Annotated in this window: 18 protein-coding genes; 14 read left to right on the top strand and 4 right to left on the bottom strand. The window is 56.5% G+C overall.

Going from position 1 to position 21,098, the window contains the following annotated elements; genetic code table 11:
* The first annotated feature begins 270 nt into the window (after nucleotides 1–270).
* A complete protein-coding gene (locus U2949_RS17425) occupies nucleotides 271–411 on the top strand; it encodes a hypothetical protein (RefSeq protein ID WP_021446543.1) in 141 nt (46 codons plus the stop codon).
* A 73-nt stretch (nucleotides 412–484) separates the two neighbouring features.
* On the opposite strand, the gene U2949_RS17420 is transcribed toward U2949_RS17425, so the two are convergent.
* Nucleotides 485–1,270, bottom strand: coding sequence for an isocitrate lyase/PEP mutase family protein (locus tag U2949_RS17420; protein ID WP_321289073.1), 786 nt, complete (start codon nucleotides 1,268–1,270; stop codon nucleotides 485–487).
* A gap of 61 nt (nucleotides 1,271–1,331) precedes the next feature.
* A complete protein-coding gene (locus U2949_RS17415; protein WP_009457090.1) occupies nucleotides 1,332–1,793 on the bottom strand; it encodes a universal stress protein in 462 nt (153 codons plus the stop codon).
* Nucleotides 1,794–1,986: 193 nt separating this feature from the next.
* Here U2949_RS17415 and U2949_RS17410 point away from each other — a divergent pair, with 193 nt between their 5' ends.
* The 11 genes from U2949_RS17410 to U2949_RS17360 all read left to right on the top strand — a co-directional run bounded on the left by U2949_RS17410 (nucleotide 1,987) and on the right by U2949_RS17360 (nucleotide 15,998).
* On the top strand, nucleotides 1,987–3,168 hold the full coding sequence (locus U2949_RS17410) for an acetyl-CoA C-acyltransferase family protein (protein WP_026483317.1): 1,182 nt from the start codon (nucleotides 1,987–1,989) through the stop codon (nucleotides 3,166–3,168).
* Nucleotides 3,169–3,419: 251 nt separating this feature from the next.
* Complete coding sequence (locus U2949_RS17405) at nucleotides 3,420–4,592, top strand: acetyl-CoA C-acyltransferase (RefSeq protein ID WP_125304416.1); 1,173 nt, start codon at nucleotides 3,420–3,422, stop codon at nucleotides 4,590–4,592.
* Between the two features lie 185 nt (nucleotides 4,593–4,777).
* On the top strand, nucleotides 4,778–5,539 hold the full coding sequence (locus U2949_RS17400; RefSeq protein WP_257722605.1) for a class I SAM-dependent methyltransferase: 762 nt from the start codon (nucleotides 4,778–4,780) through the stop codon (nucleotides 5,537–5,539).
* 98 nt (nucleotides 5,540–5,637) lie between these two features.
* On the top strand, nucleotides 5,638–6,606 hold the full coding sequence (locus U2949_RS17395) for an ABC transporter substrate-binding protein (protein ID WP_009457081.1): 969 nt from the start codon (nucleotides 5,638–5,640) through the stop codon (nucleotides 6,604–6,606).
* Nucleotides 6,607–6,685: 79 nt separating this feature from the next.
* Nucleotides 6,686–7,582 (top strand): ABC transporter permease, encoded by an 897-nt coding sequence (locus U2949_RS17390; RefSeq protein WP_321289071.1) that lies wholly within the window; start codon nucleotides 6,686–6,688, stop codon nucleotides 7,580–7,582.
* Nucleotides 7,582–8,376 carry an ABC transporter ATP-binding protein gene (locus U2949_RS17385; RefSeq protein ID WP_009457077.1) on the top strand — a complete coding sequence of 265 codons (795 nt, stop codon included), beginning with the start codon at nucleotides 7,582–7,584 and terminating at the stop codon, nucleotides 8,374–8,376. Before U2949_RS17390 ends, U2949_RS17385 begins: the two co-directional genes overlap by 1 nt.
* Nucleotides 8,377–8,683: 307 nt before the next feature.
* Nucleotides 8,684–9,922: an efflux RND transporter periplasmic adaptor subunit gene (locus U2949_RS17380; protein ID WP_321289067.1), complete on the top strand. Its 1,239-nt coding sequence runs from the start codon at nucleotides 8,684–8,686 to the stop codon at nucleotides 9,920–9,922.
* 5 nt (nucleotides 9,923–9,927) lie between these two features.
* Nucleotides 9,928–13,122: an efflux RND transporter permease subunit gene (locus U2949_RS17375; RefSeq protein ID WP_026483311.1), complete on the top strand. Its 3,195-nt coding sequence runs from the start codon at nucleotides 9,928–9,930 to the stop codon at nucleotides 13,120–13,122.
* On the top strand, nucleotides 13,122–14,585 hold the full coding sequence (locus tag U2949_RS17370; protein WP_257722602.1) for an efflux transporter outer membrane subunit: 1,464 nt from the start codon (nucleotides 13,122–13,124) through the stop codon (nucleotides 14,583–14,585). Before U2949_RS17375 ends, U2949_RS17370 begins: the two co-directional genes overlap by 1 nt.
* Nucleotides 14,586–14,640: 55 nt before the next feature.
* Nucleotides 14,641–15,378: a pyridoxine 5'-phosphate synthase gene (pdxJ, locus tag U2949_RS17365; RefSeq protein ID WP_321289063.1), complete on the top strand. Its 738-nt coding sequence runs from the start codon at nucleotides 14,641–14,643 to the stop codon at nucleotides 15,376–15,378.
* 50 nt (nucleotides 15,379–15,428) lie between these two features.
* Nucleotides 15,429–15,998 carry a nitroreductase family protein gene (locus U2949_RS17360; protein WP_026483308.1) on the top strand — a complete coding sequence of 190 codons (570 nt, stop codon included), beginning with the start codon at nucleotides 15,429–15,431 and terminating at the stop codon, nucleotides 15,996–15,998.
* Nucleotides 15,999–16,196: 198 nt separating this feature from the next.
* On the opposite strand, the gene U2949_RS17355 is transcribed toward U2949_RS17360, so the two are convergent.
* Nucleotides 16,197–16,649: a MerR family transcriptional regulator gene (locus U2949_RS17355; protein ID WP_026483307.1), complete on the bottom strand. Its 453-nt coding sequence runs from the start codon at nucleotides 16,647–16,649 to the stop codon at nucleotides 16,197–16,199.
* Nucleotides 16,650–16,777: 128 nt separating this feature from the next.
* On the opposite strand from U2949_RS17355, the gene U2949_RS17350 reads away from it, so the two are divergent.
* Nucleotides 16,778–18,163, top strand: coding sequence for a dihydrolipoyl dehydrogenase (locus U2949_RS17350; protein ID WP_257722601.1), 1,386 nt, complete (start codon nucleotides 16,778–16,780; stop codon nucleotides 18,161–18,163).
* Between the two features lie 133 nt (nucleotides 18,164–18,296).
* On the opposite strand, the gene U2949_RS17345 is transcribed toward U2949_RS17350, so the two are convergent.
* Complete coding sequence (locus tag U2949_RS17345) at nucleotides 18,297–18,650, bottom strand: ArsR/SmtB family transcription factor (protein ID WP_045929915.1); 354 nt, start codon at nucleotides 18,648–18,650, stop codon at nucleotides 18,297–18,299.
* Between the two features lie 210 nt (nucleotides 18,651–18,860).
* On the opposite strand from U2949_RS17345, the gene fusA reads away from it, so the two are divergent.
* Complete coding sequence (fusA, locus tag U2949_RS17340) at nucleotides 18,861–20,978, top strand: elongation factor G (RefSeq protein ID WP_321289059.1); 2,118 nt, start codon at nucleotides 18,861–18,863, stop codon at nucleotides 20,976–20,978.
* The last annotated feature ends 120 nt before the right edge of the window (nucleotides 20,979–21,098 follow it).

Raw genomic sequence — 21,098 nt, 5'->3', positions numbered from 1 at the left:
TGTTGTACTCAAATGGGTGAAAAATGAGTTTTCAAGGGCGCCTGGGGGGCTATGTGAGCAGCCGCGTATTCAGGGCAGTTATTTTGGCTTGAATTGTCTATGAAAAGCCTTGTTTTGAATTGCCTTTATTTTGTTCTAACGTCGCCTAATTTGCATCCATAATGCGCTCATATCATAATCAAAATTGATTTGTGGTCTAATCATTGATATAATAAAGAAATCGGGGCGCTAAGGGCAGCGCCCCCTGTCGATATTGAGCAGGAGTTATTCGTGAGCAAATCGAAACCAGTACGTCGTAAACAGGCCTTTGAGGTTGAGCCCCTGAATTGGGTGGCTCCCAAGAAAGCAGTCGTAGAAACCGATCAGGAAGCCAAAGTGGACGCGTCCAGCGACCAGGCTCAGGACAGCTAAGTTCTGACTGAAAGGTTAAAAAGCGCAAGCCTTGCTGCTTGCGCTTTTTTTATGCCTGCCTGCCTGTCTTGTCTCAGGACCAGCGGCGATGGGCTTGGGTGGCCGGCAGATGCCCTTGCTCCAGCAGTTGCAGGCTGGCCTCTTCAAAGCGGTTCCAGGTGGCCAGAGCCAGTTGTGACCCTGTGCTGACACGGCGTACACCGATGGCGGCCAAATCGGGTACGTTCAGTCCCGAATGAATCAGCAGCACATTGACGGGCGTAGGTGCCAGTGCCTGGACCACTTGGGCAATATCGTCCAGCTCGCGTAATCCGGGGGCGTAGACCACATCGGCGCCTGCCTGGGCAAAGGCTTTTAGCCGGGTTATGGTTTGTTCCAGATCCAGCGCGTCAATCAGCAGGCCTTCGCTGCGTCCTATTAACAGAACGTCCTCGCCACTGTTGAGAATCGCTTGCCTGGCAGCTTGTATGCGGGCCACAGCCAACTCAAGTTCATACAGTTCGTCGCCATGGCGATCTTCAATGGACAAACCTGCAATGCCGGTTTCAATAGCCAGGTGGACGTTTTCGGCGACCTGTTCCGGCTCATCGGCAAAGCCATTTTCAAAGTCGGCGTTCAGTGGCAGATTCGTGCTGGCCGCCAGTTCTCGCAAATGCGCCAGCAGGGCATCCCGGCCCACTTCAAAATCTTCCAATCCCTTTGACCAGGCAAACGCAGCGCTGCTGCTGGCAATCGCCTTTGCGCCCAGTCGTTCCAGACGCTTGGCTCCACCTATGTCCCAGGGGTTGGGCAAAATCAGTAAGCCGCTTTCATGCAAGGCTCGAAAACGGCGTCGTTTTTCCTGTGTGCTGACGTTCATGCGGGACTCCTGAGAATAAAAAACGCAAACCGGAGTTTGCGTTTTGATGCCTGGCCGCGTTTTATTTTTTCTTGGCTTTCTTGCGGATAACCAGAACGGGGATTTCCGAGTAGGTCAGAACGTGCTGGGTTTCGCTGCCCAAGAGCAGGCGCTTGTAGCCTTTGCGGCCATGCGAGGACATGACGATCAGGTCGGCTTTCTGTTTTTCAGCGGTAGAAATAATGGCATCGGCTACCAGTTCGGACTTCACCACCAGGCCCTTGACCGAGACACCAATGTCTTTACCGGCTTGCTTGACGGCGGCCAGCTCGGATTGGGCGTGCTCTACCCAGGAGGCTTCGATACGGCTATCGAGCTTCTGGTCGATAATGGGGCCGCCCTCCAGGTAGCTTTGGCGATAGCGCGGGATGACGCGCAGGGCCAGCAATTTGGCGCCGCTGGTCTTGGCCAGATTCAGGGCATGGGTGACAGCGTGGGCGGACAGTTCTGAGCCGTCGGTACATACCAGGATACGCTCGTACATGAGGGGGAATCCTATAAAAAGGGTTATCAAGAACGTGTCTTGTGGGTAAGGTATCAAACCATACTGCGAATTACGGTCTTTGTGTCTGCTTTATGGTTTTCCATGGCAGCCGTGTATATTCGAGTGGACGTTTTTGTCAGCTTGGCTTTTTTATGCTGGTCATCATATCCCACCGGGATTGAGGGAGATTCATATGAAAGAAGTGGTTGTAGTCCAGGCATGCCGTACCGCGATTGGTGACTTTGGTGGTGCTTTGAAGAATGTGTCGCCTATCGAGATGGGCGCGACGGTATTGCGCGCAGTACTGGATCGCAGTGGCGTGTCGGCGGCAGACGTTCAGCATGTAGTGATGGGGCAGGTCATTCAGACCGAGCCACGTGATATGTACTTGTCGCGTGTGGCGTCGGTGCAGGCGGGCGTGGGACACGGAACACCGGCCATGAACGTCAACCGTTTGTGCGGTTCTGGTCTGCAAGCCATCGTGTCGGCCGCGCAGGGCATTCTGGTCGGTGATGCCAAGGTGGCTTTGGCAGGCGGAGCAGAAAGCATGAGCCGTGCGCCCTATATGTCCAGCGCTCATCGCTGGGGTGCCCGCATGGGGGACTCGGTCATGATGGACATGATGACTGGCGCGCTGACTGATCCTTTCGATCGTGTTCATATGGGCATTACAGCCGAAAACGTGGCGCGCCAATATGGCGTGACCCGTGCTGACCAGGACGAGCTGGCACTGGAATCGCACCAGCGTGCCCGTCGTGCGATTGAGCAAGGCTACTTTAAAGAGCAGATCGTGCCCATCATCCAGAAAAGCCGCAAGGGCGAGATCGTGTTTGATCAGGACGAGCACGTACGTCTGGACGCCACGATGGAGAACTTCACTGGCCTGAAACCTGTGTTCCTGCCCGAAGGTGGCAGTGTGACGGCGGGCAACGCCTCTGGCCTGAATGACGGTGCTGCTGCAGTCTTGCTGATGTGCGCGGAAGAGGCGCGTCAACGTGGTCTGAAGCCGTTGGCCAAGCTGGTGTCCTGGGGACATGCCGGTGTGGACCCGAGCATTATGGGTATTGGTCCTGTGCCGGCCAGCCGTCTGGCGTTGGAGCGTGCTGGTTTGAGCGTGTCGGATCTGGATGTGATCGAGTCCAACGAGGCTTTTGCCGCTCAGGCTTGCGCGGTCGTGCGTGAACTGGGTCTGGACCCGGCACGTGTGAACCCCAACGGTAGCGGTATCAGCCTGGGCCATCCCATCGGGGCGACCGGCGCGGCCATTACCGTCAAGGCTTTGCATGAATTGCAGCGCGTTCAAGGACGTTACGCGCTGGTTACCATGTGTATTGGTGGCGGGCAGGGGATTGCGGCTATTTTCGAGCGCCCTTGAGCCTTGCGGATAGACCGTCTCTAACGTTTGTTTAGAGAGCAAGAAAGCCGGACGTGGTGCCAAACCACTTCCGGCTTTTTTTTTCGGCATATACAAGTAAATCTTATAAAAACGCCGACTTGATTATTTGTTTTTGTAGCGGCTCCTAAGCATCCGGCCAAATGCATCGAATTGTTTTAAAAGTAATGCGTGGCTTTCGTCGCTGAGCATGAAGCCCTTGTTTTCTCTGGTCAGATTAAAAGGAGATTCGTATGCAAGAAGTCGTCCTGGTTCAGGGGTGTCGAACCGCGTTTGGTAACTTCGGTGGTGCCTTACGGAGCGTCCCGCCTGTTGAGATGGGGGCTGCGGTCATGCAAGAAGTGTTGGGAAGAAGCGGAGTATCTGCCTTGGCAGTGGAGCAGGTGGTGATGGGGCAGGTGGTGCTGACTGAGCCCCAGGATATCTATTTGGCGCGGGCGGCTTCCATGAAAGCGGGAGTGGCTCAGGAGGCGGTTGCCATGAGCGTGAACCGTTTGTGTGCATCAGGCTTGCAGGCCATTATTTCGGCAGCGCAAGCGATTGCACTGGGTGAGGCTGGTGTGGCCTTGGCTGGCGGTGTGGAAAGCACCAGTCGAATGCCGTATATGGCGACAAGCCAGCGTTGGGGCAGCCGCATGGGCAATGTGGCCTTGGTTGATGTTTTGTCGGAAATTTTCATCAGCCCTTTGACTGGGGAGCATGTAGGGGTGACGGGGGAGAATGTCGCCAGAAAGTACGGTGTGTCTCGTTGTGAACAGGATCAACTGGCCCTGGAGTCGCACCGTCGAGCGGTTCGTGCCATTGAAAACGGCTACTTTAAAGAGCAGATCGTCACTATGGTGGCCCACGATGGGAGCGTCTTCGAGCAGGATGAGCGTGTTCGGCATGATGGCAGTCTGGAGCAACTGGCCGACTTGAAGCCTATTTTCCAGAGCGACGGGGGAACGGTGACGGCCGGTAATATCCTGGGCTTGGCCGATGCGGCGGCAGTGGTGCTGATGATGGAAGAGGGGCAGGCGCACCGTCAGGGTTTGAAGCCCATGGGCAAGCTGCGCTCATGGGCGCATGCGGGCGTGGATCCACAATTTGCGGGCATGGGGCCGGTGCCGTCGACTCGCCTGGCGCTCAAGCGAGCAGGACTGACGGTCGCTGATATTGATGTGATCGAGTCCAATGAAGCGTTTGCGGCGCAGGTGTGCGCCGTTGCCCGGGAACTGGATTTTGATCCGGAGCGTGTCAATCCGAATGGCGGCAGTATCAGTATGGGCCATCCCTTGGGGGCGACAGGGGCTGCACTGGTGGTCAAGGCTTTGCACGAGTTGCAGCGTATCCAGGGCCGGTATGCTCTGGTGACCATGTGTCATGGCGGTAGCGAGGGAGTGGCCATGATTATCGAACGTCAGTGAGCCGTTCTCATCAAGTGATCGCTGTTATGATGGCGCCTTGCTAAAAAACGCCGGAAGTGGCGCAATGCCGCCTTCCGGCGCTGTTTTCTCTGTCGTCAGGCTATATCCAGGTTCAGGATTGTGTGGGGTGCCGCATTGCTCCCGTTTGAGCCGAGTTGCCAGACTGCTTTGCAAGGAAGAGTTTCATGGCTGGTGAGCAGGGGGACGATAGTCCTACGTTGTCGGAAAGCGAAGGGATCCGTTATCTGCACTTTGGAACGGAGTGGATTCAAGGCGCCATGCGTATTCGCAAGCCCGCTGAATTGGTCTTGGCTTACACACAACAAATGATGGCCTGGCTGCTATTTATGGAAGATCCCAAACCCGAGCACAAACTGGCTATTCTGGGGCTGGGGGCGGGTTCCCTGCTGCGTTTCTGCCTGAAGCAGACCAGCTGTCAGGTACAGACGGTGGAGTGGAATCCGTCGGTGATTGGCATGTGCAATGCTTTCTTCCGGCTGCCGCGCAGCCCACGGTCTCTGATTGATCAGGCTGACGCCGGTGTCTGGGTACAGGATAGCGATCAGCACAGTCAGTATCGCGCCTTGATGGTGGACTTGTACGACGCGCATGCCGAAGGCCCGGTACGTGACAGTCTGGAGTTCTATCAGGATTGCCGCGCGGTTCTGGATGATGAAGGCATCATGACGGTGAATCTTTTTGGTGCCCATCCCAGCTTCAAACATAATATTGACAACATTCGTGAAGCCTTTAATGGCAAAGTATTGCTCTTGCCTGAAATGGACGAGGGCAATCAGGTGGTTCTAGCCTTCAAAGGCAGCACGCTGGAGATGACGGCCGGGGAGCTGCTGAGTCGGGCCGAGCAAGTGCAGGCCGATTATGGTTTGCCGGCTACACGTTGGGCCAGGGAACTGCTCTCGTTCCGTCGCCAGATGCAGGACCAGTAGGGTTGCGGGGCAGGGATTACCTGAAGGGTCAAAGTCCTGCCGTTCGCGTTAGACTAAACACCTAAAATTTTCGTTTTTTTGCATCTAAGGAGTATTGGATGAAACTGATCAGATCGGTGCATCAGGTGGCGGCCGCTTTGGCTTGTGTAGGATTGATGTCGGGCGCTGCAGTTCATGCGCAATCTGTATCGGTATCGTCGATTGTGGAACATCCGGCTCTGGACGCCATTAAGGATGGAGTACACAAAGCGCTGACCGATGCCGGTTATAACGAAGCCTCCGGCTTCAAATGGCAGTTTCAGACCGCCCAGGGCAACCCTGCGATTGCGGCTCAGATCGCTCGTAAATTCGTCGGTGACAAGGCTGACGTGATTGTGGCCATCTCCACTCCTTCGGCTCAGGCTGTGGTCTCGGCCACCAAGACCATTCCTGTGGTGTATTCGGCAGTGACTGATCCTGTGGTGGCGCATCTGGTGCCCAGCATGGCTCCGTCCGGCACCAACGTGACGGGTGTGTCCGATGCCCTGGCACTGGAAGCCCAGGTAGACCTGATCAAGAAAGTCGTCCCCGATGCCAAGCGCGTGGGTATGGTTTACAACCCTGGTGAAGCCAACTCCGCCGTGGTCGTCAAGGAAATGAAAGAATTGCTGCCCAAGCACGGCATGACGCTGGTGGAAGCTACTGCGCCTCGTACCGTGGACGTGGGTGCAGCCGCTCGTAGTCTGGTGGGCAAGGTTGATGTGATCTACACCAATACCGACAACAACGTGGTGTCGGCTTACGAGTCCCTGGTCAAAGTGGGTGTGGACGCCAAAGTGCCTTTGATCGCTTCGGACACCGACAGTGTGGCCCGTGGTGCTATCGCGGCGTTAGGCGTGAACTACTACAACCTGGGTCTGCAGACCGGCCAACAGGTCATCCGTATTCTGAAGGGTGAAAAACCCGGTGATATGGCCTCGGAGACCAGCAGCAATCTGGAACTGTATGTCAATCCGGGCGCTGCCAAGCGCCAAGGCGTTTCGCTTAACGAGGACTTCGTGAAGTCCGCAACAAAAATCGTCGAATAAGCCTGATTTGACTGCTTCTTGCAGGTGGGTTGCCACAAGCTGCCCGCCTGTTTCTTTTGTATCCTAGACGTCCAACAATATGTCTATTTATTCAATGTGGGGGGCCCTGGAGATTGGTCTGATTTTCGGACTGGTTGCTCTGGGTGTTCTGATTTCTTTTCGCATCCTGCGATTTCCTGACCTGACGGTCGACGGTAGTTTTCCTTTGGGTGGGGCGGTTGCCGCCATCCTGATCAGCCAGGGCAATGATCCTTTCCTGGCGACTGTAGTAGCCACTTTTGCTGGTGCCATTGCCGGCACGATTACTGGCTGGTTGAACGTACGCCTGAAAATCATGGATCTGCTGGCCAGTATCCTGATGATGATCGCCTTGTATTCGATCAACCTGCGCATCATGGGTCGTCCCAATGTGCCCCTTATCATGGAGCCGACGGTCTTCACGATTCTGCAGCCCGAATCCATCGCTGACTATATTGCTCGTCCCTTGATGCTGATTGGTTTGGTAATCATTGCCAAACTGGCGCTGGATTGGTTCTTCGGTACGCAAACTGGCCTGGCCATGCGCGCTACCGGCGCCAATGCGCGTATGGCCCGTGCTCAAGGTGTGGCAACTGGCAATATGCTTTTGCTGGGCATGGCTATTTCCAATGCCCTGGTGGCCTTGGCCGGTGCCTTGTTTGCACAATCGCAGGGTGGGGCGGATATCTCCATGGGCATCGGGACCATCGTGATTGGTCTGGCTGCCGTGATTGTGGGTGAAAGCATCTTGCCCGCACGCAAACTGTTCTACGCCACCTTGGCCGTGGTGCTGGGTGCGATTCTGTACCGCTTCTTTATTGCTTTGGCTCTGAATGCCGATGTGGTCGGCCTGAAAGCGCAGGACTTGAACCTGGTCACCGCTTTGCTGGTTACCGTGGCGCTGGTGATTCCATTGCTCAAGAAAAAGCGTGCTCGTAAACAGAAGGGGGCCCAGTAATGTTAGAAGCAAAAGATCTGTCCCTGACTTTCAATCCAGGTACGCCCATTGAAACCCGTGCCTTGCGCGGTTTGTCCCTGACCATTCCCGAAGGGCAGTTCGTGACCGTGATCGGTTCCAACGGTGCGGGCAAGTCTACTTTTCTGAATGCGATCTCGGGCGACCAGTCTGTTGATGATGGCCAAATCATGATCGACAAGGTAGACGTGACTCGCCGCCCGGTCTGGGAGCGAGCCAATTGGGTAGCACGTGTGTTTCAGGATCCGATGGCCGGTACCTGTGAAGATCTGACGATTGAAGAAAATATGGCGCTGGCCACCTGCCGTGGCAGCCGCCGTGGTCTGAGCCGTGCCGTGCGTCACTCCATGCGCGCTGAATTTGCAGAGCGTCTGGAAACCTTGGGTCTGGGTCTGGAAAACCGTCTGACAGACCGCATCGGTTTGTTGTCCGGTGGCCAACGTCAGGCCGTCAGCCTGTTGATGGCGGCCTTGCGTCCTTCCAAGATCTTGCTGCTGGACGAGCATACGGCGGCACTGGACCCGCGTACGGCTGACTTTGTTTTGCAACTGACCAATCGTATTGTGCGTGAAGGTGGCCTGACCACCATGATGGTCACGCACAGTATGCGTCAGGCTCTGGATGTGGGTGACCGCACGGTCATGTTGCACCAGGGCAAGGTGGTTCTGGATGTCAGTGGTGAACAGCGTCAAGGCCTGGATGTGCGAGATCTGCTGGAGATGTTCGAGCGGGTTCGGGGCGAGACTTTAGCCGACGATAGTTTATTGCTAGGTTAGAAAGCACTATCCCGGATTTGGAAAACCGCGTGAGCTCTAGGGGTCAAACGCGGTTTTTTTATATTCAAGAAACCCTAGGTATATGATAATACGTGTTCTTTTGGCATAGGCAGACAGCGGAGCGGGTGCAAGGGGGTAGCTGGCTAATCGTAGTCGCCAAATAATGGCAGGATCGAAATGAGTCTCATCGCAAATTTTCCTGTTTGATTTGCGCTTTTTCGACATATACTTGCTGCTTGTCCAAACCATACAATCCAGTCAGTTTAAGCGTTAAACTCCCATGCAACGCTTAGCTCAGGAGTTCTTCATGTCATTTCAAAGCTTGTTGGGTCGGCAGACTTTTCGCATTGCTGCCTTCTCTTCCTTGGTTCTTCTGGCCGCTTGCGGCAACAAAGAGCCTCAAGCTCCGGCCGGCGGGATGAAGGTCCCGGTCAGTGTGATTACCGTCCAACCGACCTCTACCGAGTTGTTCTCCGAGCTGCCTGGACGAGTCGAAGCAATTAAAGATGCACAAATCCGCGCCCGTGTTTCCGGGATTGTGGAAGAGATCAACTTTGAGCAGGGCGCTGATGTCAAACAAGACCAGCTCTTGTTTACCATTGACCCGGCTCCGTACCGTGCAGTTCGTAACCAGGCTGCAGCTCAGCTGAAAAACGCCCAGGCTGACGCACAAAGTGCCAAGCAATTGGCCCAGCGTTACGAGCGTCTGATCAAGGAAAACGCGGTTTCCCGCCAGGATTACGACAACGCCAAGGCCCGCGCCATGCAGGCCGATGCCGCCATTGCCGCTGCACAAGCGACCCTGGACAGCGCCAATATTGATCTGGGCTACACCAAGATTGTGTCGCCCGTGTCGGGCCGTATCGGCAAGTCCCTGGTTACCGAAGGTGCTCTGGTCTCGGCCGCCAATGCCACGCATATGGCAACCGTGCAGCAACTGGATCGTGTCTATATTGATGTGACGCGCTCCACCGCTGAACTGACGCAACTGCGTCGCGCCATGGCCGATGGCACCTTGAAGTCGGCTGGTGAAGGCCAGGCCAAGGCCAAGGTCGTTCTGGAAGATGGCTCCCTGTACGATCAGGACGGCGCTTTGCTGTTTAGCGGTGTCAGCGTGGATCCATCCACCTCGCAAGTAACCTTGCGTGCCGTGTTCCCGAACCCTGACGAAATCCTCTTGCCCGGCATGTACGTACGCGTACGTCTGGAACAAGGCGTTATTCCGGATGCCTTGCTGGTGCCCGCCCAAGCTGTTCAGTACACCTCGGATGGTGCTTCCAACATTTATGTAGTTCGTGAAGAAAAAGCCCAGTCCGTACCTGTCGTGTTGGGACCTGAGAGCGATGGTCAGTATGTGGTCAACAAAGGCCTGCAAGCTGGCGACCAGATCATTGTCGAAGGCTTCCAGAAGATTCGTCCCGGTGCCCCTGTCCAGACGATGCCTTGGAAGGGCAACAAGTCAGCCGCTGCACCTGCTCCTGATGCGGCTCCCGCACAGGAACCGGCCGCCGCTGCTGAGCCAAACGAAGCCAAGTCTAGCGAGTAAGCGACATGCCTCAGTTTTTTATTGAAAGGCCCATTTTTGCATGGGTCGTTGCCTTGGCGATCACGCTATTTGGCTTATTGGCTTTGCCCAATATGCCTGTAGCGCAGTATCCCGATGTGGCACCACCTTCGGTCACCATCCGGGCGACCTACCCGGGTGCAACCGCGGAAGACGTTGCCAGTACGGTAGCCAGTGTGATCGAAGATCAGCTGAACGGTGCCAAAGGCCTGCTGTATTACGAGTCCGTCAGTGACTCTTATGGCTCGACCGAAATCACCGCCACGTTCCGTCCTGGTACCAATCCTGACATGGCTCAGGTGGACGTCCAGAACCGGGTCAGCAACATTACCGCTTCCTTGCCGACAGCGGTGATGGAGCAGGGCCTGCACGTGGAGCAGTCCAGTACCGGCTTTCTGCAAGTGGTGACCTTGTCCTCCACGGACGGCAGTCTGGATCAGACCGCTCTGGCTGACTACATCGAACGCAATATCAAGAACACGATTTCTCGTGTTCCTGGTGTGGCTCGCTTCCAGCTGTTTGCAGCCGGTCGCGCCATGCGTGTGTGGCTCGACCCTGCCAAGCTGGTCGGCTACCAGATGAGCCCGGCAGATGTGACCAACGCGATTCGTCAGCAAAACATGCTGGTGTCCGCCGGTATTCTGGGTGGCCCACCTAATCAGGACAGCCAGCGTGTGGCCGCTCCGATTACGGTGAACGGTCAGCTGGCAACGGTGGAAGAGTTTGAGAACATCATTCTGCGCTCGCAGGCTGATGGTTCGACCGTGCGTATCAAGGACGTGGCTCGTGTGGAAGTGGGGGCGGACAACTACCAGTTTGGTGCTCGTCTGAACAGCAAACCGACAGCGGCTTTTGCTATCTCCTTGCTGCCTGAAGCGAACGCGCTGGATACCGCCGCAGCGATTAAAGTCGAAATGGAGAAGTTGGCCGAGTTCTTCCCGGAAAACATTCGCTACGACATTCCTTACGACACCTCGCCCTACGTGGACAAGTCCATCACTCAGGTGGTCTACACCTTGCTGGAAGCCATGGTGCTGGTGTTCATCGTGATGTACGTGTTCCTGCAAAACGTGCGCTACACCCTGATCCCTGCACTGGTGGTGCCGGTGGCTATCTTGGGGGCGTTCGCGGTGATGCAGGTCCTTGGCATGTCCGTGAACGTGCTGACCATGTTCGCGATGGTGCTGGCCATTGGTATTTTGGTGGACGACGCGATCGTGGTGGTGGAGAACGTCGAACGTATCATGGTGGAGGACGGGCTCTCGCCTAAGGAAGCGACCAAGAAAGCCATGCCGCAAATTAGTGGCGCTATTGTGGGTATTACGCTGGTGCTGTCGGCCGTGTTCTTGCCCCTGGCATTCATGGCCGGTTCGGTGGGTGTGATTTACCGTCAGTTCTCGGTGGCCATGGCTGTGTCGATTGCCTTCTCCGGCTTTTTGGCACTGACCTTTACACCTGCCTTGTGCGCGACTTTGTTGAAACCTATTCCCAAGGGCCATCACGAAACCAAGCGTGGCTTCTTTGGCTGGTTCAACCGTGTCTTTACGCGTACCACCAACGGCTACGAAAGCTTTATTGGCAAGACCTTGCGTCGTGGTGGTCGGATGATGTTCATCTACCTGATCATGGTGCTGGTGCTGGGTTTCCTGTACATGCGTATGCCAACCGCGTTCTTGCCCGAGGAAGATCAGGGCTACGTGATTGCCAACATCGAACTGCCTGCCGGTTCGACGGCCAACCGCACGATTGAAACCATCTCCAAGGTAGAGGACTACTTCAAAGAGCAGCCTCAGGTTGAAAACATCATTGCCGTGCAAGGTTTCAGCTTTAACGGTAGTGGTTTGAACTCGGCTATTGCCTTTGTGCCCTTGAAAGACTTCAACGAACGTAAAGGCAAGGAAAACTCGGCTCAAGCCATTTCCGGCAAGGCCATGGGCCAACTGCTGTTCGGTTTGCCCGACTCCATGGTGATCGCGATTGTGCCACCCGCTATTTCTGCTCTGGGTAACTCCTCGGGTATTGATATGCGTCTGGAAGACCGCGGCGGCATGGGTCACGATGCCCTGATGGCAGCCGCGGATCAGTTGCTGGCCCTGGCCAAGGCAAGCCCTGTGTTCGATCCACAGAGTGTGCGTATCACGGGCTTGGGACCTGGCAAACAGATCCGTCTGGAAATTGACCGAGACAAGGCGGCTGCTTTGGGTGTGAACTTCAGCGAAGCCTCTGCCTTGATCAGTGGCGCCCTGGGCTCGTCTTTTGTGGGTAAATTCACCAACCAGGGACGTGTGCAAAGTGTCTGGGTACAAGCTGATGCGCCGTATCGCATGACCATCGACGATGTGCTCAAGCTCAACGCTCGCAATAGCGAAGGCAAGATGGTTCCGCTGTCGGCCTTTGTCAGCCAGACGACTGAACAAGGTCCGGTACAGATCGTGCGCTACAACAGTTACGAGTCTGTCCGTATCGGTGGTGGCCCCGCTCCAGGCTATACCTCGGGTGAAGCCATGATCGAGATGGAAAACCTGATGAAGCAGTTGCCTAGCGGCTTTGGTGTGGACTGGACAGGTCTGTCTTATCAGGAACGTCAGGCCGCAGGCCAGTCCGCTATCTTGATGGGCTTGGCGGTTCTGGTGGTGTTCATGCTGCTGGCTGCCTTGTACGAAAGCTGGGCGATTCCGCTGTCCGTGATGCTGGCCGTACCGCTGGGTATGCTGGGTTCGGTCTTGCTGGTCTCCGGTCTGGGTATGCCTAACGACGTGTACTTCCAGGTGGGTATCGTGACGGTGATCGGTCTGTCAGCGAAGAACGCGATTCTGATTGTGGAGTTTGCCAAGGATGCCTACGCACGTGGTGCTACCTTGATCGACGCCACTCTGGAAGCTGCTCGCTTGCGTTTCCGTCCTATCTTGATGACCTCTTTCGCCTTTGTGCTGGGTGTGGTGCCTCTGGCTACCTCCACTGGTGCGGGTGCTGCCAGCCAGAACGCCGTGGGTCTGGGTGTGCTGGGTGGTATGTTGGCCGCAACGCCCTTGGCTGTCTTGATGGTGCCGACCTTCTTTGTCGTGATCCTCAAGCTCTTTAAAACTAAACCCCGTCTGTTTGGCGAAGCCGCTAAATTGCACGAGGAAGAACAGGCCAAACAAGCTGCGCAGCCGGCCGGTTCGCAAGGAGGACAGCACTGATGTCTAGCATGTTTTTACGTAGCCCCTTGGTGCTGGCCGTGGCGTTTGCCTTGTCGGCTTGCTCCTTGGCACCGAAGTACGAACGTCCTGATTCCCCTGTGCCTGCACAATTCCCTCTGGCCCAGCAGGGCCAGGTGGATGCGGCACAGGCTGCTGATCTGGGCTGGCGTGAATTCTTTACCGATCCGCGTCTGCATGCCCTGATCGAGCAGGCCCTGGAAAATAACCGTGATCTGCGTATTGCCACTCAGCGCATCGAGGAAGCTCGCGCGCAATACGGCGTGGCACGCAGTGACCAGTTGCCCAGCATTGGTGTGCAGGCGGCCGAGCAGGCCACCCACACACCGGCTGAACTGCGCCCAGGTGGCCCAAATTCGGCCCCGGTAACCCGTACTTTCCAGGCTGGTGTCGGTATTACTGCTTTTGAGCTGGACTTCTTTGGTCGAGTGCGTGATCTGGCCCGTGCCGCTCAAGAACAGTACTTTGCCACTGAGCAGGCTCAGCGCACCGCCCACATCGCCCTGGTGGCGGGCACCGCCGAAGCCTACTTCAAGGTACGTACTGCAGAAGAACTGCATGCTTTGATGAGCAATACCTTGCGCAGCCGTCAAGAGACATTGCGTCTGGTGCAGTCTTCTTACGATGCTGGTACGGTGTCGGCGCTGGACCTGAACCAGGCCAAGGTGCAATACAACACCGTGCGTTCCGATATGCAGGCTGTCGAGCGTGATCGTCAGCGTGCACTCAATGCCTTGCAGGTCTTGTTGGGCGGTGAAATACCGGCTGACCTGCCAGCTGGCTTGCCCTTTACCCGAGCTCAGCTGATGCCTGGCTTGCCTGTAGGGTTGTCGGCAGAGTTGCTGGAGCGTCGTCCTGACATTCTGGCCGCCGAGCACGTCTTGCGTGGTTCCAACTACAGCATCGGTGCAGCACGCGCTGCTTTCTTCCCGCGTCTGAGCCTGACCGGCCTGCTGGGCTTCATGAGCCCCGAGCTGGGTGGTCTGTTCAGTTCGGGTAACCGTTACTGGCAGTTCCAGCCGCAAATTACCATGCCGCTGCTCTCGGGCAGTACCTGGGCCAATCTGGATCTGGCCGAGGCTCGTCGTGATATTGCGATCAGCCAGTATGAAAAAACCATTCAGGAAGCCTTCCGCGAAGTGGCTGATGCTCTGGCGGGCGAAGCCACCTACGGTCAGCAGATCGACGCCTTGCAGGAAGTCGATCAGGCTGCCAGCGAAAGCTTGCGTCTGGCCAAGCTGCGTTACGAAGTGGGTATAGACAGCTTCCTGCAGGTGCAAACGGCGGAAGTCAGCCTGTACGGTACGCGTCAAGCCTACATTCAGACTGGCCTGGCATCCCTGATGAACCGGGTCGAGTTGTACAAGGCTTTGGGTGGCGGCTGGACAGCTGAAACCGTCAAGTCTGAAACAAAGACCCAGGCCACTGGGACAGCACCGGAGTAAACAGGCGATAATACGTCTGGTCATTCATCCCTGAAACTACGGAGGTCCTTGGGGAATGTTAGAACTGGGCGTCAATATCGATCATGTGGCGACGCTGCGCCAGCAGCGTCTGACCACATACCCTGATCCAATTCAGGCCGCTTTGCGAGCAGAAGAAGCCGGAGCGGACCTGATCACCTTACATCTGCGTGAAGACCGGCGTCATATTCAGGATGCCGACGTCGAGGCCCTGCGCCCCGTACTGCGTACCCGGATGAATCTGGAATGCGCCATCACCACCGAAATGCTGGACATTGCTTGCCGTATCAAACCGGACGATGTCTGCCTGGTTCCCGAACACCGTGCTGAACTGACGACCGAAGGTGGTCTGGATGTGGTCGGTCATCTGGACCAGGTCAAGGCCGCTGTGCAGCAATTGCAGGGCGCCGGTATTCGCGTCTCGCTGTTCATTGATGCCGACCCGGCGCAAATCCGAGCCGCCAGCGACGTTGGTGCCACCGTGATCGAACTGCACACTGGCACCTATGCGGATGCTCAAACGCCCGAGCAGGCCGCCAGCGAACTGGAACGTATCCGTGCCGGTATTGCTCAAGGTGTGTCGCAAGGTCTGCGTGTGAATGCGGGTCATGGCCTGCACTACGACAACGTACAAGCGATTGCCGCCTTGCCGGGGCTGACGGAGCTTAATATTGGTCACGCTATTGTTGCCCAGGCTGTCTTTGACGGTTGGGAAAAAGCCGTGCGCGACATGAAAGCCCTGCTGGTGCAAGCGGGCGCTCCTGCTCAAGCCTGACTGAGCCCTGCCATCAGGGCAGGGCACTCTTAACTGATTCTGGAAGCACTATGAGTACCATTGATTCCCTATTGTCCCGCCGCTCCATCAAGCTGGTGCAAGGCCCCGGCCCGAACGAGCAAGAGCTGGACCTGATTTTGCGCGCTGCCATGGTTGCTCCTGACCATGGCCGTTTGCAGCCATGGCGCTTTTGCCTGATTCGTGGCGAAAACGTGCAGGCTTTGGGTGAACTGGCCATTGCCGCCAATGAGCGCGCCGGTAATCCCTTGACCGAGCAGAAAGCCGCTAGCGTACGCGCCTGGCTGGCCAAAGTGCCCATGTTGATCGCCGTGGCCAGCCACATCGATCATGGCGAAGAGAAAATCCCTGAACTGGAACGTGTTCTGGCAACGGGCGCAGCCGTCAGCAATATGCTGCATGCGGCTCATCAACTGGGCTTTGGTGCTTTCTGGAGCACCGGCCTGGGCACCTATGGTGAAGAAGTTCCTGAAGCCCTGGGTTTCGATTCCCTGGATTACCAGTTCCTGGGCTTTGTGTCGGTAGGTACGCCTATTCACAATCTGGGTCCTGCCCAGCGTCCCGAGCCACAAAAGTTCGTGACGGAGTGGCAGCCTGCTTAAATTTGCGGGGTAGCCTGCGCGAGCCAAGTTCGCGATTGTGAAGAAAAAGCCTGAGTTCAATGACGAACCCAGGCTTTTTTGTCTTCTCTTGTTCAGTAAGTGATGCAGGCTGGATGAGCAGCAGGGGGCGGTAGCTTCCTTGTCCTATTCTCCGCTCTCTTGTCTTGATTCCTGCCTGTCTAAACCCGCTCTGAGGCCTTAAGTACTGGTTTTCTGATGGACAGGTTTATGCGGTTGAGCCTTGGTCGAGGCATCTGTATGACAGCATGTTCCCTCCAAACCATCCAGAATCGGACAATCTGGATGCTGGTCCCCCTGGCATTGCTCAGCCAGCACACGCAGCTTGGCAGCCATGTCCAGCAGCAGGGCCGCGCGGCTTTCCAGATCCTTGATATGAGCCTGGGCCAATTGCTTGACCTCGCTGCTGGGGCGTTGCTGATCGCGCCACAGGCTGGTCAGTTGCTGAATGTCCGCCAGATTGAAACCCAGGTCCTTGGCACGAACAATAAAGTGCAAGGTGTCCAGGTCCTGATCCTGATAGACGCGGTAGCCATTGGGAGCACGGTCACTATTCAAGAGTCCCAGATCTTCATAGTGCCGGATCATTTTGGGTGTCAGGCCGGTTACGCGGGCCGCTTCACTAATCAGCATGGGCTTTCCTCGGGCAGTGCAAGGGGACTGCGTTATGATTGAAAGAGTCAATTCTGCACATTGTAGAACGGGTGGTCGGGCAGGTCATCAGGCCCCTGATAGCCTTAGTATGGACTCAAGGAGCGGTTATGAAAGAAATTCAGTGTGATATTGCCGTAATTGGAGCAGGGACAGCAGGCATGACAGCGTATCGTACGGCCAAACGAGCCGGCAAACGAACGTTGATGATTGAATCAGGCCCTTATGGCACCATGTGTGCGCGTGTTGGCTGCATGCCATCCAAATTGCTGATCGCAGCAGCGGACGCTGCTCATCATGCCCGCCATACCGCTCCTTTCGGTGTTCATGTAGACGGCAATATCCGCATTGAAGGCAAGGAGGTCATGGACCGCGTGCGTCGCGAGCGTGATCGCTTTGTACAGTTTGTCGTGGACGATGTGGAAGGCTTTGATGCCGAAGACAAAGTGCGTGGTCATGCCCGCTTTGTGTCCGAGCACGTGCTGGAAGTGGATGACCATACCCGTATCACCGCAGGGCACGTGATTATTGCCACCGGCTCCACGCCCGTGCGCCCCAAGGAGCTGGAGCCGCTGGGGGCTTTGCTGATCAATAACGAGGATGTTTTTGACTGGACGGATTTGCCGGAAAGCGTGCTGGTTGTAGGCACTGGCGTGATTGGCCTGGAGTTGGGCCAGGCGCTGGCGCGCTTGGGCGTGAAGGTGTCCATTATCAACCGCAGCCAGAGCCTGGCGGGTCTTTCTGATCCTGAGGTGCGTGAAGCCGGACGGGCGATTTTCAACCAGGAACTGAACATTCGCGCTGACGTAACCGTGTTGGGCAGCGAAGTCGTCAATGGCAAGGCGCGCGTGCGCTTGCAGGTGGATGGCAAGGAACTGGTCGAGGATTACGACTACGTTCTCGGCGCCGCAGGCCGCAGACCACAGTTGGATAATTTGGGGCTGGACAATACCCCTGCACAGTGGGATAGCAAAGGACGAGTAGTGTATGACCCTGCCAGCCTGCAGCTGAAAGGCACTTCCATTTATCTGGCCGGTGATGTGAACCAGCGTGCGCCTATCTTGCACGAGGCAGCGGATGATGGTCGTCTGGCCGCTTTGCAGGCCGTCAGCAATGGCCAGGACGAGCCTATGGCGCGTCGTGCGCGCATGGCGGTGATGTTCACGGATCCACAGGTGGCCGTGGTTGGCACGCCCTTTAAATCCCTGCCAGAAGGCGCGGTGACAGGGAGTGTGAACTTCGGCAATCAGGGCCGTGCCCGCGTGATGCTGGTCAACCGTGGCTTGCTGCATGTGTATGCGGATAAGGAAGGCAAGTTCCTGGGAGCTGAGATGGTCGGGCCTCAAGCTGAACATATTGCTCACTTGCTGGCCTGGTCCTTGCAGATGGGGCTGACCCTGGATCAGATGCTGGCCATGCCGTTCTACCACCCCGTATTGGAAGAGGGCTTGCGCACGGCGCTGCGCGGTGCTCAAGCAGCCTTGCGCGGCAAGTAAGCCCGTTTGAACGGGTCTGATTCCGTGCTTGGGTTCTTGTCCCGAGAATCCTGATCCTGTCTGTGAACTGCCCGCCAAAAGTTGGATGCTGATCCGACCTTTGGCGGGCAGTTTGATTTTCAGGGTACTTTTATTACTTACCGGCGTTTTGCAGATGCTGCGCGGTGGTCGCCTCAGTCACCGGATCATTTTCCAGCGCGCCCAGCAAGGAATGCAGCAGGCCGGGAAAGCGCTCCTCCAGATCGTCCTTACGCAGCGATAGCAGGTTTTCTCGTCCAGAAGGCCGTTGCCAGATCACGCCGCTATCGCGCAAGACACGCCAGTGATGCGTCATGGTGGATTTGGTTTGACCTTGCAGCAGCGAGCCACATGCGCGTTCGCCTTCAGAGGCCAGAGCGCGCACAACGGCCAGGCGCAAGGGATTGCCCAGGGCAGTCAGTACATTTTCCAAGCGAATCTGCGCGCGCTCGGGATGATTGGGAAGCATGTAGAGTCCTGTCATTATTCGTCGCGGTGATTGTACCTGTGTCCACGTACCGTTTTGGCCTTGTGCTGTGGTTTGGATGCACGAGTGCGTGGAAAAAATCTTGTTAATAGTACGATTGTAGGCGTACTATCTGATTGTTATCAACCACTGGAACAACCGGAGCCTAGGTGCCTTGCACCGCAAGGCAGGTCGACTCCAAGGACAATCATCATGGCTCGCCATACACCCATCACTCGCTATCGGAACATTGGTATCTCGGCGCATATTGACGCTGGCAAAACCACCACCACCGAGCGCATTCTTTTCTACACCGGCGTCAGTCACAAGCTGGGGGAAGTGCATGACGGGGCGGCCACTATGGACTGGATGAGCCAGGAGCAGGAGCGCGGCATCACCATTACCTCGGCGGCTACCACCTGCTTTTGGCGAGGCATGGATGGCTCGCTGCCCGAGCACCGCATCAATATCATCGACACCCCCGGCCACGTGGATTTCACCATCGAGGTTGAACGTTCCATGCGCGTGCTGGACGGCGCGGTTATGGTGTATGACGCCGTCGGCGGGGTACAGCCGCAATCTGAAACGGTGTGGCGTCAGGCTAACAAGTACAAGGTGCCGCGCCTGGCCTTCGTCAACAAGATGGACCGCGTGGGGGCGGATTTCTTCCGTGTACGTCAGATGATGGTGGATCGCCTCAAGGCCAATCCCGTGCCTGTGGTGATTCCCATGGGGGCTGAAGATGGCTTCAAGGGCGTGATTGACCTGCGTTTGATGAAAGCGATTGTGTGGGACGAGGCCTCTCAGGGCATGAAATTCAGTTTTGAGGACATCCCTGCGGATTTGCTCGCCCCGGCCAGGCAATGGCGCGAGCGCATGCTGGAAGCGGCGGCCGAAGCCAATGAAGAGCTGATGAATCAGTACCTGGAAACCGGAGATTTGAGCGTGGCCCAGATTACGTTGGGCTTGCGCTTGCGCACTATTGCCGGAGAGATTCAGCCCATGCTGTGTGGCTCGGCCTTCAAGAACAAGGGTGTGCAACGCATGCTGGATGCGGTGGTGGAGCTGCTGCCTTCTCCTGTAGATGTGCCTGCAGTGCAAGGCGTGGACGAGGCTGGCGAAATCGTCACTCGCCAATCTGACGACAATGAGAAGTTCTCGGCATTGGCCTTCAAGCTGATGACGGACCCTTATGTCGGCCAGTTAACCTTTGTGCGTGTGTATTCAGGCGTGCTGGCCAAGGGCGATAGCGTCTATATTCCGGGCCGTGGCAAGAAAGAGCGTATTGGCCGGATTGTGCAGATGCATGCCAATGACAGGCATGAAGTTGATGAACTGCACGCCGGTGATATTGCGGCCTGCGTTGGGTTGAAAGAGGTCAGCACGGGGGAAACCTTGTGTGATCCTTCGGCCATCCTCACCCTGGAGCGCATGGAGTTTCCCGAGCCGGTGATTCGTCAGGCCGTGGAGCCCAAGACCAAATCCGATCAGGAAAAGATGGGAATTGCGCTCTCGCGTCTGGCTTCTGAAGATCCGTCCTTCCGTGTCAGCACGGACGAGGAGTCGGGCCAGACGATTATTGGCGGTATGGGCGAGCTGCATCTGGAGATCATTGTGGATCGCATGAAGCGCGAGTTCGGCGTGGAAGCGAATGTGGGCAAACCACAAGTGGCCTACCGCGAAACCATCAGCAAGACCGTGCGCGATGTCGAAGGCAAGTTTGTGCGTCAGTCTGGCGGTAAAGGACAGTACGGCCATGTGGTCTTCACCCTGGAGCCGCAAGAGGCGGGCAAGGGCTTTGAGTTTGTCGACGCCATCAAGGGCGGAGTGGTTCCGCGTGAATACATCCCGGCGGTGGAAAAAGGCGTGCTGGAGGCCCTGAACAGTGGTGTACTGGCGGGCTATCCCGTGGTGGATGTGAAAGTCACCTTGACCTTCGGTTCCTATCACGACGTGGACTCGTCCGAGCAAGCCTTCAAGATGGCGGCGATCTTTGGTTTCAAGGAAGCGGCCAAGCAGGCATCACCCGTGATCCTGGAGCCCATGATGGCGGTGGAGGTGGAAACGCCTGAAGACTATGCCGGTAATGTGATGGGGGATCTGTCCAGCCGTCGTGGCATGGTGCAGGGCATGGATGACATGGTGGGGGCGGGCAAGCTGATCAAGGCGGAAGTGCCTTTGTCCGAGATGTTTGGCTATGCCACCACGCTGCGTTCCATGTCCCAGGGCCGTGCAACGTACAGCATGGAGTTCAAACGCTACGCGGAAGTGCCCAAGTCCATGGTGCAGAATCTGGTGGCTGAACGTCAGAGCACACGACACGCAGGCTGATACTAAAGGGGGCGGGTGTTCCTGTGTCTCACCAGGCACGGGAACACCCGCCCCGATGCTGTGCCTGTTGTTGTTGTTGTTGTTGTTGTTGTTGTTGTTGTTGTTGTTGTTGTTGTTGTT

It is taken from the genome of Alcaligenes phenolicus, from assembly GCF_032063905.1.
GTDB lineage: Bacteria > Pseudomonadota > Gammaproteobacteria > Burkholderiales > Burkholderiaceae_B > Alcaligenes > Alcaligenes phenolicus.
This window is presented reverse-complemented; position numbering and strand designations above follow the sequence as displayed.

Bases quoted from the DNA above. Each gene is read 5' to 3' on its own strand.
- U2949_RS17405 (WP_125304416.1), top strand. From the start codon at position 3,420: ATGCAAGAAGTCGTCCTGGTTCAGGGGTGTCGAACCGCGTTTGGTAAC.
- U2949_RS17370 (WP_257722602.1), top strand. From the start codon at position 13,122: ATGTCTAGCATGTTTTTACGTAGCCCCTTGGTGCTGGCCGTGGCGTTT.
- U2949_RS17385 (WP_009457077.1), top strand. From the start codon at position 7,582: ATGTTAGAAGCAAAAGATCTGTCCCTGACTTTCAATCCAGGTACGCCC.
- U2949_RS17415 (WP_009457090.1), bottom strand. From the start codon at position 1,793: ATGTACGAGCGTATCCTGGTATGTACCGACGGCTCAGAACTGTCCGCC.
- U2949_RS17345 (WP_045929915.1), bottom strand. From the start codon at position 18,650: ATGCTTCCCAATCATCCCGAGCGCGCGCAGATTCGCTTGGAAAATGTA.
- U2949_RS17360 (WP_026483308.1), top strand. From the start codon at position 15,429: ATGAGTACCATTGATTCCCTATTGTCCCGCCGCTCCATCAAGCTGGTG.
- U2949_RS17390 (WP_321289071.1), top strand. From the start codon at position 6,686: ATGTCTATTTATTCAATGTGGGGGGCCCTGGAGATTGGTCTGATTTTC.
- U2949_RS17380 (WP_321289067.1), top strand. From the start codon at position 8,684: ATGTCATTTCAAAGCTTGTTGGGTCGGCAGACTTTTCGCATTGCTGCC.
- pdxJ (WP_321289063.1), top strand. From the start codon at position 14,641: ATGTTAGAACTGGGCGTCAATATCGATCATGTGGCGACGCTGCGCCAG.
- U2949_RS17350 (WP_257722601.1), top strand. From the start codon at position 16,778: ATGAAAGAAATTCAGTGTGATATTGCCGTAATTGGAGCAGGGACAGCA.
- U2949_RS17400 (WP_257722605.1), top strand. From the start codon at position 4,778: ATGGCTGGTGAGCAGGGGGACGATAGTCCTACGTTGTCGGAAAGCGAA.
- U2949_RS17410 (WP_026483317.1), top strand. From the start codon at position 1,987: ATGAAAGAAGTGGTTGTAGTCCAGGCATGCCGTACCGCGATTGGTGAC.
- U2949_RS17355 (WP_026483307.1), bottom strand. From the start codon at position 16,649: ATGCTGATTAGTGAAGCGGCCCGCGTAACCGGCCTGACACCCAAAATG.
- fusA (WP_321289059.1), top strand. From the start codon at position 18,861: ATGGCTCGCCATACACCCATCACTCGCTATCGGAACATTGGTATCTCG.
- U2949_RS17395 (WP_009457081.1), top strand. From the start codon at position 5,638: ATGAAACTGATCAGATCGGTGCATCAGGTGGCGGCCGCTTTGGCTTGT.
- U2949_RS17420 (WP_321289073.1), bottom strand. From the start codon at position 1,270: ATGAACGTCAGCACACAGGAAAAACGACGCCGTTTTCGAGCCTTGCAT.
- U2949_RS17375 (WP_026483311.1), top strand. From the start codon at position 9,928: ATGCCTCAGTTTTTTATTGAAAGGCCCATTTTTGCATGGGTCGTTGCC.